The organism is Halobacillus seohaensis (assembly GCF_042663045.1).
GTDB classification, from domain to species: Bacteria; Bacillota; Bacilli; order Bacillales; family Halobacillaceae; genus Halobacillus_A; species Halobacillus_A seohaensis.
In genome coordinates, this window is the sequence record NZ_JBHSZV010000047.1 from 178,115 (window position 1) to 193,374 (window position 15,260).

At 39.1% G+C, this 15,260-nt stretch carries 11 protein-coding genes and 1 pseudogene; all 12 read right to left on the bottom strand.

Annotated elements, in window-relative coordinates:
• Positions 1-15 precede the first annotated feature (15 nt).
• Positions 16-1,002 (bottom strand): ABC transporter substrate-binding protein, encoded by a 987-nt coding sequence (locus ACFQIC_RS17095; protein WP_204708622.1) that lies wholly within the window; start codon positions 1,000-1,002, stop codon positions 16-18.
• A 384-nt stretch (positions 1,003-1,386) separates the two neighbouring features.
• Positions 1,387-1,602, bottom strand: coding sequence for a hypothetical protein (locus tag ACFQIC_RS17100; protein WP_204708623.1), 216 nt, complete (start codon positions 1,600-1,602; stop codon positions 1,387-1,389).
• Positions 1,603-2,348: 746 nt separating this feature from the next.
• Positions 2,349-3,013 (bottom strand): annotated as a pseudogene (locus ACFQIC_RS17105) (L-arabinose isomerase family protein); the annotation flags it as partial.
• A 31-nt stretch (positions 3,014-3,044) separates the two neighbouring features.
• A complete protein-coding gene (locus ACFQIC_RS17110) occupies positions 3,045-3,740 on the bottom strand; it encodes an L-ribulose-5-phosphate 4-epimerase (protein WP_204708624.1) in 696 nt (231 codons plus the stop codon).
• Between the two features lies 1 nt (position 3,741).
• The gene (locus ACFQIC_RS17115; protein WP_204708646.1) at positions 3,742-5,406 is read right to left on the bottom strand and encodes a xylulokinase; all 1,665 of its coding nucleotides are present in this window, start codon (positions 5,404-5,406) and stop codon (positions 3,742-3,744) included.
• Between the two features lie 452 nt (positions 5,407-5,858).
• A complete protein-coding gene (locus tag ACFQIC_RS17120) occupies positions 5,859-7,583 on the bottom strand; it encodes a sensor histidine kinase (protein ID WP_390217497.1) in 1,725 nt (574 codons plus the stop codon).
• A gap of 30 nt (positions 7,584-7,613) precedes the next feature.
• Positions 7,614-8,243, bottom strand: a complete 630-nt coding sequence (locus tag ACFQIC_RS17125) for a YesL family protein (RefSeq protein ID WP_204708626.1) — start codon at positions 8,241-8,243, stop codon at positions 7,614-7,616.
• 12 nt (positions 8,244-8,255) lie between these two features.
• A complete protein-coding gene (locus tag ACFQIC_RS17130) occupies positions 8,256-9,110 on the bottom strand; it encodes a carbohydrate ABC transporter permease (protein ID WP_204708627.1) in 855 nt (284 codons plus the stop codon).
• A 20-nt stretch (positions 9,111-9,130) separates the two neighbouring features.
• Positions 9,131-10,054, bottom strand: a complete 924-nt coding sequence (locus tag ACFQIC_RS17135) for a carbohydrate ABC transporter permease (RefSeq protein WP_204708628.1) — start codon at positions 10,052-10,054, stop codon at positions 9,131-9,133.
• A 91-nt stretch (positions 10,055-10,145) separates the two neighbouring features.
• On the bottom strand, positions 10,146-11,417 hold the full coding sequence (locus tag ACFQIC_RS17140; RefSeq protein ID WP_204708629.1) for an ABC transporter substrate-binding protein: 1,272 nt from the start codon (positions 11,415-11,417) through the stop codon (positions 10,146-10,148).
• Positions 11,418-11,665: 248 nt separating this feature from the next.
• Positions 11,666-13,060 (bottom strand): response regulator, encoded by a 1,395-nt coding sequence (locus ACFQIC_RS17145; RefSeq protein ID WP_204708630.1) that lies wholly within the window; start codon positions 13,058-13,060, stop codon positions 11,666-11,668.
• Between the two features lie 198 nt (positions 13,061-13,258).
• Positions 13,259-14,758 carry a xylulokinase gene (gene xylB / locus ACFQIC_RS17150; RefSeq protein WP_204708631.1) on the bottom strand — a complete coding sequence of 500 codons (1,500 nt, stop codon included), beginning with the start codon at positions 14,756-14,758 and terminating at the stop codon, positions 13,259-13,261.
• Positions 14,759-15,260 lie beyond the last annotated feature (502 nt).

Consider the following 15,260-nt stretch of genomic DNA (forward strand, 5'->3'; position numbering starts at 1 on the left):
CCTATCTTTGGGGATTTATTTTTCCAAATCAAACCGGTTATATAAATCGTCGAGCATTAAGTTAGCCGCTCGAATCCCTCCGGCCATATTCCAAGTAACTTCATCTACCATGTGAACCTCATCATTTTTCACAGCGTCTAGGTTCTTCCAAAGAGGATGGTTGGTCCATTCCTTGTAAGTATCTTCAACAGCAGGTTCATCACTCATGAAAATATAGAAGACATCAGCGTTCATTTCGGTAATGCTTTCTTTATCAGTTAATTTCATGCCCCACTCATCAGATTGCTGATTCTCTGGCCTTGTGAAACCTGCTTCAGACAAGATAGATCCAGCAAAACTGTCAAAGTAGACACGGGCGTGATCACTACGGAAATTAAGGACAGATACGTTAAGTGGCCACTGATCTCCTAGTTTTTCAGCAGCTTTTGTTTTAAAGTCTTCGATACGATTGTCCCAGCTGGTTAGCACTTCATCAGCGTTATCTTGTTTGTTCAACGTTTCTCCCATTAACTTGACCGTTTCTTTGAAGTCATAGACTTGATCAATCGCAACGGTAGGAGCAATTTGGTTTAGTTTTTCATAAATTTCTTCATGACGAAGTTTCGAGGCGAAAATTACATCTGGATTTAATTCTGCAATTTCCTCTAAATTCGGCTGAGTTTCCTCCCCTACAAGTGGTGTTCCTTCTAAGTCATCCCGAAGGTATTTATAAATGGGCTTCTCTACCCAAGATTCTACGATCCCTACAGGTTCTATATCAAAAACAGTCGTTGCATCTGTCGCCCCTTGATAAAGAGTCACAACTTTCTCGGGAGTTCCCTCGATCGTTGTCGTTCCCATTGCATGTTCAATTTCTCGTGTATTCGATTCTTCCCCTGAAGAATCCTTGTTTTCTTGGGATGATGCACTCTCACTCTCACTTCCGCAAGCAGCAAGTAGTGTGGTAATAAATAATACAAATAAAATAAGTCCCCACTTTTTTTGTAATTGGGTACCTTTCATATAAATTCCTCCTTTATGATATTGAGAATCATTTTCATCTGTTATTATAATATTTCAATTGAGAATCAATGTCAACCTTCCTTTTAGGACTTTTTATAACGTTCTCTTTCAAATATGGTGAAGAATACACCATTGCACCTTTTGATTAAAAACCTAAGTTCTTGTTTTCTTATCTATAAAAATCTTATTCTTCAAACGTTCATAGCTTTGGATTCCTCATGCATTGCTCCTTTAATACTTTGATCTTGGTTTGTAGATCCCTATACAAAAGAAAAAAGCAACCAAGCCCATCTTATAAGAACAAAACATCCAATTCCCATTTATAATTCACACTAAAAAGCCCACTGGATAGTGGGCTTTTTAGTGTGAATTATAATATATTAGTTATCTTAAAGCTTTTTTTATAACCTCTAACTCCGAAGCTATAAGTTCTCTTGTGTGTGCTTCACTTCCCAATGTATCTGATACATAAGCATCAAAAAAATCATCGGTTACTTTTTTAACAATCTCATAAAAAAAGGATGGATGAGCCTCTTTATACTTCGGGAATAGTCTTTGTGTTTCTTCAGTAACTAATTCTTTAATACTGTCTTTTTTCATAATTTTCACCTCCACAATTAGAATAATTGCTTATCGAAATAATTTATAATTAACATGTGATTTTATACACTAAATTAATCCTTTGTTTATAAATTATGTTGTTGCAATTTCCCTATTTAGGACTTACTCCTCTTTATAAATTAAGGAGAGAAAAATATGAAAAGATGAATCGGCAAAGGTTGAAGTTTTATCACTCTAATCGCACTACTTTCTCTTCACATCAAGAAATTGATCAAATACCTGTTTGATTGTTTCCCTTTCTACGAAAAATAAAAGAAGTGACGCGGCCTCCCCTAGTTAGGAAACCGCGCCACTCCGGCACTTTGTATGATGATTCCGATTGGGCTCGAACCAACGACTTCCACCCTGTCAAGGTGGGCAACTAAATAGGAATGGTTGTAATAAATCTTGATAAATACCTATATTGTCAGTACTTTCTCCCATAGAATTAGGTTTGAATAGGATTGATTTACAGGTTTTTCTACCAATTTGGGCAACAACTCGGCAACAATTTGGCAACAACAGATTTTCACCATTTACTCTAGCCTCAGAAACTTTCGACCTCTTATGATAAGGGATGTATATTTCTATATTAGTAATAAAGTAAGCTTGTTTCGATTCTATCACTAATTTTTGATGGAATGCCGCTTATAACTTAATTAAATGAAATATTTAGATATAAGTAATGAAAGTTCCTATCTTATCGGTGTTTCAAGCTTCAACTACTTCCCATAATCAACTCATAAATCAACTATTTCGTCTTTAACAGCATCTGCGTACTGTACAAGGTCTCCAATACCGAAGTAGTCAACAGTCCACCCAAATTGAAATTTTCCCCTTCAGTCTCTCCCATGCGAAGCATATTGTCACCTAATCGTGCGACTTTGATATTAAAGCTCTCGTTAACAGCAACGGCTACATCCATCCATTCTGCACTGCACTTTGCTTTTGGACTTCTGAGCGTTCCCAATAACCGACAACAACTTTATTCTTTTTATTCAAGCGGGCATTGATTCCCCCATACTGCCCTGTCCCATGAGCAGATTGGTTAAGATTCATAAAATCCATATCAATTGATTCCCATGGAATACTTTCTTTGAATAGTGTTGCTAGATAGGGCAGTGGTTTTTGTAATAATTTTGTACCACGAATCCTTATATGGCAGGGGAGAACGTATGCATCCATGTAATAACACCTGCAAACTTCGTCAGGGTAATTAACTTATTTCATTATATTTGCAATTTTATCTGCACTAACAGCTAATTCTTGTAATACAATCGGGTAAGGTAAACACCCTTTCATTCAATTCATCTGCCATTCTTTGCACGTTAGCTTTGACTTTTGCTTATGTTTCTTCACCATAAAGGTGTTGCGATCCTACAACAAACCAAATTTTTTCTATCGCTGACATAATAATTCTCTTTTCTCATGTAAGAAATATATTATTTTTGCCCGTAATAGGCATTTTCTCCATGTTTACGTAAATAGTGCTTATCTAAAATACGCTGTGGTAACTCTTGAGCGAAATGGTTTAATTCGCGTGCAAATAAATTCATTTTCGAAATTTCCTCTAGTACCACACTGCTTATTACCGCTGACTTCACATCTTTCCCCCAGGTAAACGGAGCATGTCCTTGAAGTAAGACACCGGGAACAGCTAAAATATCTAAACCTCTCTCTTCGAAGGTCTCAATGATTACTTTGCCAGTTTCAGCCTCATAGCCACGATCAATCTCCTCTTGGGTCAAGAAACGAGCACATGGAACGGAACCATAGAATGTATCTGCATGAGTGGTACCCATCGCTGGTACATCAAGGCCTGCTTGAGACCAGATTGTCGCCCAGGTGGAGTGAGTGTGTGCGATACCACCGATTGCTGGATAATGCTTATAAAGTATTGCATGAGTCAGTGTGTCTGATGAAGGATTTAGTTCTCCTTCCACCACATTACCTTCTAAATCAACCACCACCATATCACTGGCATTCATAGTTTCATAACCCACACCACTTGGTTTAATTACAAATAAACCGCTTTCACGATCTATCGCACTTGCATTTCCCCATGTATATTTCACAAGTCCTTGCTTTGGCAATTCTAGGTTTGCTTGGAACACTTCTTCTTTTAGTTGTTCTAACACATCAATCCCTCCCGTTTTCCACTAGATTGTCTATTGCGGCCCGTTCAATCACTAATCCTTCTTTGTATCGTTCGATGAATGTTTCAAATCCTTTTACATCCAATCGATCTGGGTACATTTCTTGTACCTTAACTCCAGAAAAGACTTTTTTATCAAGAAAATCTTCTAAACTTTCTTTGTGATTTTTGTTCCTCATGTAAGAAGCAAGAATAGCAATTCCCCAGGCACCGCCTTCTCCAGCTGTTGCCATAACGGAAACTGGAACATTCATGGCAGCTGCTACAATTTTTTGTCCCACAACAGGGGTTTTAAATAAACCACCATGACCCAGGATGTTATCAATTGCCACATTTTCTTCCTTTGTCAAAATATCCATTCCAATTTTCAAAGCACCAAAAGCAGTAAAAAGATGGATTCTCATAAAGTTTGCTAAGTTAAAATTACTCTTTGGGGAACGAACAAAAAGTGGGCGGCCTTCTTCTAATCCTGTAATATTTTCACCTGAGAAATATCCGTAGCTAAGCAAACCTCCACCATCCGGGTCAGCTTCCAATGCTTTATTAAACATCACAGTGAATAACTCATCCGTTTCAACATTTTGTCCCATCGCTTCATAAAATTCTTGGAACAATCCGAGCCAGGCATTGATGTCACTTGAGCAGTTATTCGCATGAACCATTCCCACTGGACTACCACTTGGTGTGGTGACCAGATCGATTTCCGGATGTACGATTGATAGTTCTTTCTCCAACACAATCATGGCAAAAACAGAAGTTCCTACGGAGACATTCCCGGTACGTTTCCTCACACTGTTTGTAGCAACCATCCCTGTACCAGCATCCCCTTCTGGAGGACAGAAGGGGATTCCTGGTTGTAAATCCTCTGAATTATCAAGAATTTTCGCTCCCGCTTCTGTTAGTTCACCTGCTTGTTCACCGGCTAGAAAAACGGTAGGAAGAATACCTTTCAGCTTCCAGGGATAGTCTAGAGTAGCGATTAGTTCATCAAACTGCTTCACCATTGATTCATTGTAATCTTGCGTTGATTCATCAATGGGAAACATGCCGGAGGCGTCTCCAACCCCAATTGCTTTATTACCAGACAGTAACCAGTGAATAAATCCAGCTAAAGTAGTGATAAAATCAACGCGCGGTAAATGGTTCTCCTTAGCTAAAATGGCTTGGTAAAGATGGGCGATACTCCAGCGTTCCGGAATATTGAATCGAAATAGATCCGTTAATTTGTTGGCTGCAGCACTTGTGGTTGCATTACGCCAGGTACGGAATGGAACAAGAAGCTCACCTTTGTTGTCTAAAGCCATATAGCCGTGCATCATGGCAGAAATTCCAATAGAACCAATTTTCTGAATGGTAATTCCATAATTGTGTACTACCTTTTGTTTCATATCACTATAAGCAGCTTGTAGGCCAGTAATAATCTCTTCTAAATGGTATGTCCAAAATCCGTTTTCTAATCGGTTTTCCCACTCATAATTTCCAGATGCGATGGTTGCAAAACAATTATCTATCAGCACTATTTTGATACGCGTCGATCCAAATTCAATGCCCAAGGACGTCTCACCATTAATAATCTTTTGTTTAATGTTAACTAGATTATTTTTCAATTTAATCTCCTTTCTGATAACGTTTTCAATTTTATAATTCATACAGATTAGTTTTCTCTTTATCTTGCTTCGCCTATTACGTCGAAGAATAAAGGCAAATCCTGTGGTCATATATCTACAAGGGTACTTGACTAGGATGAAAAAGTAGACATCATTGATCATATTATCAATTCGATGTGCGTTTCCTTCACCTACATCCCAGTGTGCTAAGACAATAAATTTAGAAAAAAGCACCTTGTTGCATCCCGTAATAATACGTTAAGTGAGCCCGTTTTAATTTTATATATGCCTTATCATTGGGTAGCTCATAATCAAGTGAATAATTCCATCGCTTATCAATGTGATCCATTCGGGCTTACATTGAGGGGTGGAGAGAAGGGTCATACTTACATTAGGCAGCATGGCTTCACCTTTTACTCACAGACAATCAGTTTTTAAAAAGCCTACTATACAAAATCTAAAATAGCGTTTACATATCAAGCCTTTAATAAAAGCTAATTAATCGGGAGATGTAGCTCCACGGTCGTCCCTTTTCCTTTTTCACTTTTAATTGTGAAGTACGCTCTGTTTTCATAATGGGACTCCAGCATCCTTTTTACATAATTCATGCCTATACCGATGACTTCTTTATTATTTTTAATATCGGTACTTAGTATATTTTCGATTTCCTCTCCCGATAACCCAGACCCATTGTCATGAATGGAGATCAAGATGGTGTTTTCGTCTTTCTTCTCTACGATGACTTCTATATGTCCTTCTTCTGCAAGCCCGTGATAAATTGCATTCTCTACAAGGGGTTGCAGAATAAACCGGGGTACAGGCGTCTTCAGCGACTCTTCCTCCACTTTTTTTACAATATTGAAAGAAAAATTATGACGGAACTCCTGTATTTTACAGTATTGTACTAAGGAGTCTATCTCTTCTTCGATGGTGGAAACTTTCCCACTCTTTTTCAAATTGTAATAAAGCAATTTATTTAAAGAAGAAACTAATTGATCAATATCTGTTTGTTTATTGATTAAGGCGAGCCAATGAACCGTATCCAGCGTATTCATCAGGAAGTGCGGATTGATTTGATACATAAGCTTTTCGATTTCTAAATCTGCCCGCTTCTTTTCTTTCAGCTCCACTTCCTCAATCAATTCGGCTATTCGTTTTTTCATATGCTGTAGCTGGTCCAGAAATTCATCAAATTCAGGAATATTGGTTGGTTCAGACTTGAATTGAAAATTATTTGTAGTAATAGCTTGAATTTCCGAATCGAATTGCCGTATTGGCTTATAGACCATTTTTCGGAGAAGGAATGCAATTGCTAAACTAAACATACCGAATATGACAGCTAGTATGAGCATCTGCGTAATCCATATTGTCTTTTCCTCGTTGTATTCCCCACTTGATATTAAAGAAACCATACTCCATCCCTGGTCACTTTCCGTTCGAAACCAGTAGTATCCTCCGATTGAACCAGAGATATCTCCTGTTACGATTTCGTCGAAATAATCATCTACAGCAAACAAACTGTTGAGTTCGCTATAGGCAATTCTCCCATCTCCATCAAGCAGAAGGAAGAATGAGTTATTGACCTGTTGATTAGCTTTCAGCATGTTTTGGGTCAGACTGAAACTTGATTCTATATAGAGCTGCACAGAATCATTATCCGGTATGTTTACTTCCTTTGATATTGATACTACATATCTCGTATTTAAGGGATTGTTGCTAATATGGGGGCCGTAGTATGTGATGCCACTATACTTACCGATGACCGGCAGTTCATCAAAAGAGAAATCTTGTCTAACCGGCATATTGCGGAATACAGGCCGCCCGCCATTATCAACGTACATGGTCAAGCCGGCTGTTGAATTCGTATAAGATATGTAATCCAGTTCTGTTTGAATAGCTTCATTCAATGAAGTTAATTCTGCAGGATCATCCGTTTCCTGTAGATCCTTTAACTTTAAAGCGAGACTGCTTGGATAGACAAACTGATGGGAGATTTGAGCAAGGTCGTTCATCGTGTTAGATAGCGATAATTCCGTATGTTTCAAATGGCTGAACGCCCCGTCCTCCAGTTTATTTTCCAAAATCGTATAAATGGCGTTATAGGAGAGAATAACAGCACAAAAAAACGGGATAAAAGCGGCCAATGTAAATAAGTAGACAATTCTTTTTCGTAAAGTGAGATTTTTATAAAAGTTAGTAAACTTTTGAAGCACCTTCATCCCCCATTTTCCTTAGCTGCTGCCATCCTGTTATACAGTCTCTGCTCTCGTTTGTTTAATCTGAATTTTATTAAAAACAACCTCTGAACCGTACATGAAAATGAGCGCTGTAATACTTGCGAAGAAAAAAATTAGAAAGCCGGTGTAAAAAAAGCCTGTCACCATTATTATCCACAGAATGATGATGCCACATGCATAGTGCGGATAGGAAGCGGCGATATAAAAGGCATACTTATAGACTTCATTTATATCGACATTGTAATGAGAAAGCACCGGGAATAAATATAAACTATAGAAACTTACCACGATCAACCCAATGACCGCCAGTACCGTAACCACTAAACTAATCGAGCTGGTACTCCCTAACGACCAGTTTAATACAATTATACCAGTTGCAAAAAATGGAACAACCGACCACCCCAATTTATTGGACTTGATAAAGTTTTGTTTATATTCCGACCAGAACTTTCGTAAAACTGGGGTGGACCGATCCTGTATCCAGAGCCGGACAAGTGCAAAAGTGGCAGCTGTTGCCGGAAAAATCCCCAACAGCCCCAACCCCATCAGGGTGAATACAAACCATAGTACATTTAAATAAGCTAAGCGAGCAATCCATAGAGTTATCTGGTAAACAAAGGTTGTTAAACCGTAAAGACCCATATTATCTCTCCTTTATTTCACTGCACCGCTTAAAATATTGTTCACCACTTTTTTCTCGAAGATGATGTATAGAATCAACAAAGGCAGAATGGTCACAATCGTGAATGCCAATACCATCGGCCAGTCCTGCATGCCCATACTATCCTTCAACATGAACAGTTGATAGGGCAATGTCCGCATTTCCTGAGAAGAAGTAAAAGCAAGTACGAACGGAAATTCATTCCAAGCCTCACGCAAGGAGAAGATACTCACGGTGATGATCGCCGGGAGTGAGATCGGAATGACAACATGCCAGATGATCTGCCACGGCTTTGCTCCATCTATAGATGCTGCTTCTTCCAGCGCTTTCGGGATCACTTTGAAGAACCCAGCCAAAATCCATGTGGCCAACGGTACAGCAGTAGCTGTATAAGTCAGTATTAATGCCAGATAAGTATCCAAGAAACCCAAGAATGCAATTCCAGTAAACAATGGAACGATGATACTTGCCCTTGGAATAATTCGTGGAACTAAAATTATAATTAACAAAATGTGCCGGAATTTAAATGCATAGCGTGCAAAAGCATAGCCAGCCAGAATACTAATAAAAACGGATATAATGGTAGTCGTCACTGCCAGAAACACACTGTTAAATAAGTAACGCCAAAAGTTATCGTATTCAAACACCCGGATATAATTATTGAAATTGAAGCTTTCAGGAATCAAACTGACGGGGGTTTGATATACTTCGGTTGCTTCTTTAAAGGATGCAGACAATGCCCAGATTAACGGGACAATCGTCCATACTAGTAGTACAAATAACGGTATCCAGTACCATTTTTTTCCTATCCAATATTTAATGTTGAACAAAAACCCTGTATTCGTCACTTTTTATCCCTCCCTGATCATTAGTCTGCGCTGCCGATTTTAAATACTTTCAGGTAAATCGCACTAGTTAACACATTGAAGAACAAGATGATCACCATAACCGTACTTCCTAAAGAATACTGCAATTCATCAAATGCTACATTGTACATAAACAGAGCCATTACTTCGGTTGCCCTGCCAGGACCTCCATTGGTCAACGGCAAGATAACGTCAAACATGTTAAAGCTTGCAAAACTTAACCAAATCAAGCTAATCCCCATCATCGGAGCAATTAATGGAAGGATGATATTTAAGAGGATATGGGGTTTACGTGCCCCATCAATTTTCGCCGCATCGAACAATTCTGTATCGACGCTTTGGATACCGGACAGTAACACCAACGTGGCAAACGGACATACGAACCAAACATTCGCTAAGATGCAAACAATGAGCGCCCAGACAGGATCAGCTAAAAAGTTAACCGTATTAAGTCCCATTGTAGATAAAATCAGGTTGATTAACCCTACATCCCCACTGAATAAGAATCGGAACATGATCGCCGTTGCAATCCCGGAAATTAAATAGGGAACTAAAGACAATGCTTTAAAAAAGTTGCTTCCTCTTGTACATTTATACAAACTCAATGCAAAAGCGAGGGATAGAGCTAAACCTAAAGCTACACTGCCAAACACAAAAATTAAGGAAACAACCAAAGAATTTATAAACGTTGCATCCGTAAATAAGTTCACGTAATTTTGCAGTCCAACAAATGGTGCTTCTGCAAATGAGAATTGAATATCGTAAAAAGACATCAACAAGCCTGCCACAATCGCATAGCCCAATACACCAATGACTATCGCAATAGCCGGCAAGATTAGAAGATAAGGAATCAATTTCTTCTTCAATTTGAGACCTTTGTTCTTTTTGGCCATCTCACCTTTCTGTGCTAACTGAGTTGATGACATAGGAACCCCCTCTTTTCATTTATAATATGGCAGGAGAAGAGAATAAGCTTTATCAAAGCAATCTCTCCTCTTCTCCTTTCAATGGAACGTCTTAATTATCAAGTGCATCCAGCTCTGGCTGGAATTCTGCTGCGAGGTCGGCAGGATCCCTGTCAGGATTTTGCAAAGCTTCCTGTTGAATATCTAACAAAACATTCATAACTTCACCTTGATTGATATGAGAAGGCATGATAATGGTATTCGCAAATTCTTCTTCAAAGTCTGCTGCCCATGGTTTTGCTTCCTGATACTCTTCACTGGACATTACTTCCACATTCGTAGTCGGTTGGTAACGTTGGGCAACTTCTGAAACAATCTCCGTATCGCTAAGATACTTCAGGACCTCCATCACTTCTTCCGGATGCTCAGTCTTCGAACTTACCATCATTGGCCATCCCCAAATTTCGTGGACGTTCTTATCTTCAGCGCCTGGACGTGCTGGCTGCGGAGCAGCTGTCCATTCTTCCCCATAACTCATCTCTTCCTGAATCAGTGGGAAGATATTGTCACCAATAGGGGCCATTGCTGCATTCCCCCCGATGAAAGAACCTCTCATTTCTCCTGATGACCACGAGATAGCGCTCGGATCAATTAACTCTTCTTTCATTAAGGTCTGATAGAAATTGATCAAATAATGTCCAGCCTCAGAATCAATGACTGGCAGTCCGGTCTCCGTATATTCTCCTCCCATAGAAACAAACATTGAACTGAACCACCAAGCAGGGTGTTCACGTCCGCCTACAAGGGCATACCCCTCATGCTCGTCTGTGTCCAATTCTCTCGCTGCATCCAATAACTCATCGTACGTTTCTGGTATTTCCAATCCAGCTTCCTCAAACCAATCCTTGCGGTAAACATGCCAGTAAGGTCCTACGTGGATGCCCATACCGTAAACTTCTTCTTCCCAGCTTGCTATATCCCAAGCCTGGCTAAGTATTTTATCAAATGTTTCCGAATCGTTTTCCTCCCACTCTGACACGTAATCGGATATGTCCATCAACGCTCCTTGAGAAACCATTGTCCCTACGTTGTCATGAAAAACTTGGACGATATCCGGCTCATTATCGGCAGTGTGATTTCTCATAAAGTCCGAGACCGCTTGTTCCAATGGCACTACATCTGCTTCTACTTGAATGTCAGGGTGTTCTTCATGAAATTTCTCAAAGTTATCTTCCGGGATAAAATCCTCTCTTCCAAACCATATCTTCACAACTTTTTTCCCGTCTTCATTTTCACCTGAAGATTGATCATCTCCGCCACAGGCAGCCAAAATAGAAATAACAAGTATTAACATCAATGAAATCCATACTCTCTTTCTGTTCATGTTTCAACCTCCTCCTGTAAATTGGAACGAGCGTTACATAAGCTGACAGCATCCGATTAAACTTGCTCTTCCCGTCACTTTCTGAACATCACTTGCAGGAATTACATGAACCCCCTTCGTTCAATTTGTATTTTACACTTATAATCTTACCAATAATAAAACGCTTACATTTATGACGAAAAGGTAAGATAGGGTAGAAATATGTATCTTTTAAACGAAAACTAAAAATCAAGAAGCCAAGTGTCTCACTATTGGAAATCATTTTTCTCCCTGCGGGCCGGTTTCCTGTATTCACTTGGAAGCATGCCGATTTGCTGTTTAAATATTTTGCTAAAATACTTCTCATCCAGATAGCCAGTTTGTTCAGAGATCCATTGAATCGATTCATTTGAGTTTTTCAACATTTCTTTTGCCTTATTCAAACGTCTCTCTTTCAAATATTGGTGAAAAGACTGGCCTGTAATATCTTTAAAACACTTATTAAAATAACTCCTGCTCATACTCACTTTCATAGCAATGTCCTCAGCAGTAATGGGTTCGCTTACATTCTCTTGAATAAGTTTGACAGCGTTCAGGATGCTCTTCACAACATCGTTGGCATAGTTCTTTCCAATAGATAACAGCGCAATTTCACGAAAATTGTTCAACCATTTTTCTACCTCATGCCAGTGATCAAACGGCTCAGGATGATCCCTGCGGGAAGCCGGGATATAAGAATATCTCATGTTCCATTCATCCGCAAACTCGATCAACAATTGATACAAGTGATGCCTCGGTAAACGTCTGTGCTGTAGTTCTTGCAGGGTCTCTTCAAATTGCTGTTGATCAATAATCCAGTCAAGTTCTAATAATTTTTTCCTCAATTTATAAGTGTGCTGATGAAAGATATCGTTTTCCCCTTCAAAATCGGCCACCGTTTTGACCTGTCGGTTTGTTTCCTTATGGCTGTCATAAAAAAACAGATTATCTTTATAGTCAATCAATAGTCTATGAACCTGGTTTTTAAATTGATTTCGAATATTATGTATTTCTACCAATAGGAAATCGTCAGTACTATCTAATTCCTGCCAAATTTCTTCAAGGGAAGCGTTTTGCTTGGGAACCAAAAGTATAATTTGTTCATCGATCTTTTTAAGGTTACTTATCAGTTTAAGCCTGCTGTCCTCCAACCATTCTGTATTTGTAAAGGGTCTTCTTCTATAAACGACTATACCCGTATCCACATCAAAATTAGACATTTCAGATTCTACTTGATGGTTTGATTCTTTCAAAATTCTCTGATATATACGCTTTAAGATTTCATCAAAGTTTTCCTTCTCCAATTGAACTTTCGTAATAAAATCTAGCGCTCCCAGTCTCAACGCTTCTTGGACATATTCAAAATCCTGATGAATGGTAAGGATAGCAAAAAATATATCGGGGTATTTTTGCCGAGCAATTCTCATAAACTCAATTCCCGACATAACCGGCATATTTAAATCGGTAAAAATCAAGTCCACTTTTGTCTGTTCAAGAAACTCCAATGCCTTCTTTCCGTTACTAGCTTCACCGACCACACGCATATGAAAATCGTTCCAAGGCAAAATAGATATAAGTCCTTTCCGGACTAATTGATCATCTTCTACAATCAACACTCTAATCAAAATAATCTCTCCCTTTTTGAGGTCTAAGGTAATTGGCAAAGCAAAAAAATTTGGTTGATTACCTATTATTATAGCAAAAACAAAAAGGTATAAGATTCTCCATGGAAAGAGAATTTTATACCTCAGTATTTTTACTTGGATGCTGTTTGTTACAAAATGATTATAGCACAATTCAGCAAAATATCTGATTATCTAATGTTATTTACGAAACTCTTTCAACTCTTGATTTAAAGCTGCTGTACTTCCATAGACTTTTCTATAAATCTCATAAAGTCTACGATACTTTTTCACGCTCTCCTTATTCGGTTTAAATACCTGGTTCTTCTCCAGAAACCGGTCTGCACAGGCTTCAAGTGATTCGTACCATCCGCAGCCAACCCCGGCCAGCATAGCTGCTCCCATGCCAGGCCCTTGTTCTGTTTCTAGTTTAATAATATCTGCATCAAAAATATCGGCCTGAATTTGCATCCATAGCTCGCTTTTCGCACCACCGCCGACAGAGAAGATGGTATCGATTTTCTTACCATTTTCCCTGAATATATGGATAGACTCGTTTAACGAAAAAGTAATTCCTTCTAGTACCGCTCTGACAAAGTCTCCTAATTTATGGGAATCAGACATGCCGATGAAACTGCTCCGGATTACCGCATCTGCATAGGGAGTACGCTCACCTGCCAGATAAGGAGTAAACAGTAAGCCGTTAGAACCAATGGGGACTTGGTTGGCCTCTGCCAACAATTCCTCGAAATCCTTCCCTTCTGCAAACACTTCCTTGAACCAAGATAAGCTATGGCCCGCCGATAAAGTAACACCCATTGTATAATAGGCGTTTTCTTTCGCATGATTGAAATAATGCACTTTTCCTTCAAAATCCAAATCGGAATTCTCTTCATAGGATAAAACCACACCAGACGTTCCAATACTGGCAAGTGTTTTACCTTCTGATAAGATCCCTGATCCTATCGCCCCACAAGCATTGTCTGCGCCACCTGCGAATACTCTAGTCTCCTTTGTTAAACCGGTATCTACTGCAAGCTCCTCGGTAATGGTTCCTACTAACTCATGTGATTTAACCAAAGGTAAACAAATTTTGGGATCAATATCCATTATGTCACAAAGCTCTTCGCTCCAAGATTGGCTGGCCACATCTAGCAAGAGTGTCCCAGCAGCATCAGAGCATTCCATGTGCAGCCGGCCTGTGAAACGGTACCGTACGTAATCTTTTGGCAATAAGAAGGTTGCAGCTTGCTCATACTTGTGCGGTTCGTTTTCTTTCACCCACAAAATCTTCGGAAGGGTAAACCCTTCTAAAGCTGGATTCTTAGTGATCTCTAAAAGTTTCTTCTCCCCAATGGCATCATAAATATGCCGGCATTGATCGGTTGTTCGTGTATCGTTCCATAAAATCGCATTACGTAATACTTGATGTTCATCATCTAATAGTACCAACCCATGCATTTGTCCGGAAAAACTAAGGCCTTCAATGTCGTTGATATCTCCGTCAAAATGATCTACCAGTTCAGAAATGGCAGCTATAGTTTGGATGACCCATTGCTCAGGGTCTTGTTCGCTATATCCCGTTTTTTCTTGAATCAAGGGGTAAGATTTAGAAGTTTCCTTATGAATCTCCCCGTTTTGGTTAACTAACAACACCTTAACTGCACTTGTTCCTAAGTCGATACCTAATACATATTTCACAATTGTTTCTCCTCTCTTAATCCCCTCTTTGTGCCGGAGTCCAGCAGTTTATGTACAGGGATGATTTGAATTTGATAGTTTCATCGTCAGTTTGTGTTCTAAAGTGTCTTACTTTTTCACATGAATGGTCTCCTCTCTTCTTGCTTTTTCGTTTTTTGTAACCCTTTGCAAAATTAGGTGGTTAACATTGCAGAAAAGATATCGCTGAAAAGTGGATCGTTCTGTAATAGGGTTGTTCTATGGTTCTACACTATATAACAATCGTTTGGGAATCAAGTGGCTGTTTTGGTTTGAATCAACCTGTAATACCGAGTTAATTTTCATCGGCTGAAAAAGTCATTAGGCTTATAATCCATGGCTCCATATCGTAATGAATCCTTTTTTATCAAAATACCGAGTTCTTAAGAAAATACCCACATGTAAAAAAACGCTTACTTGATGCCGCCCATGGATTCTCCTGCATAAATAGCTATAAATAAAGTTTAATTAGTCGGTACCTTGA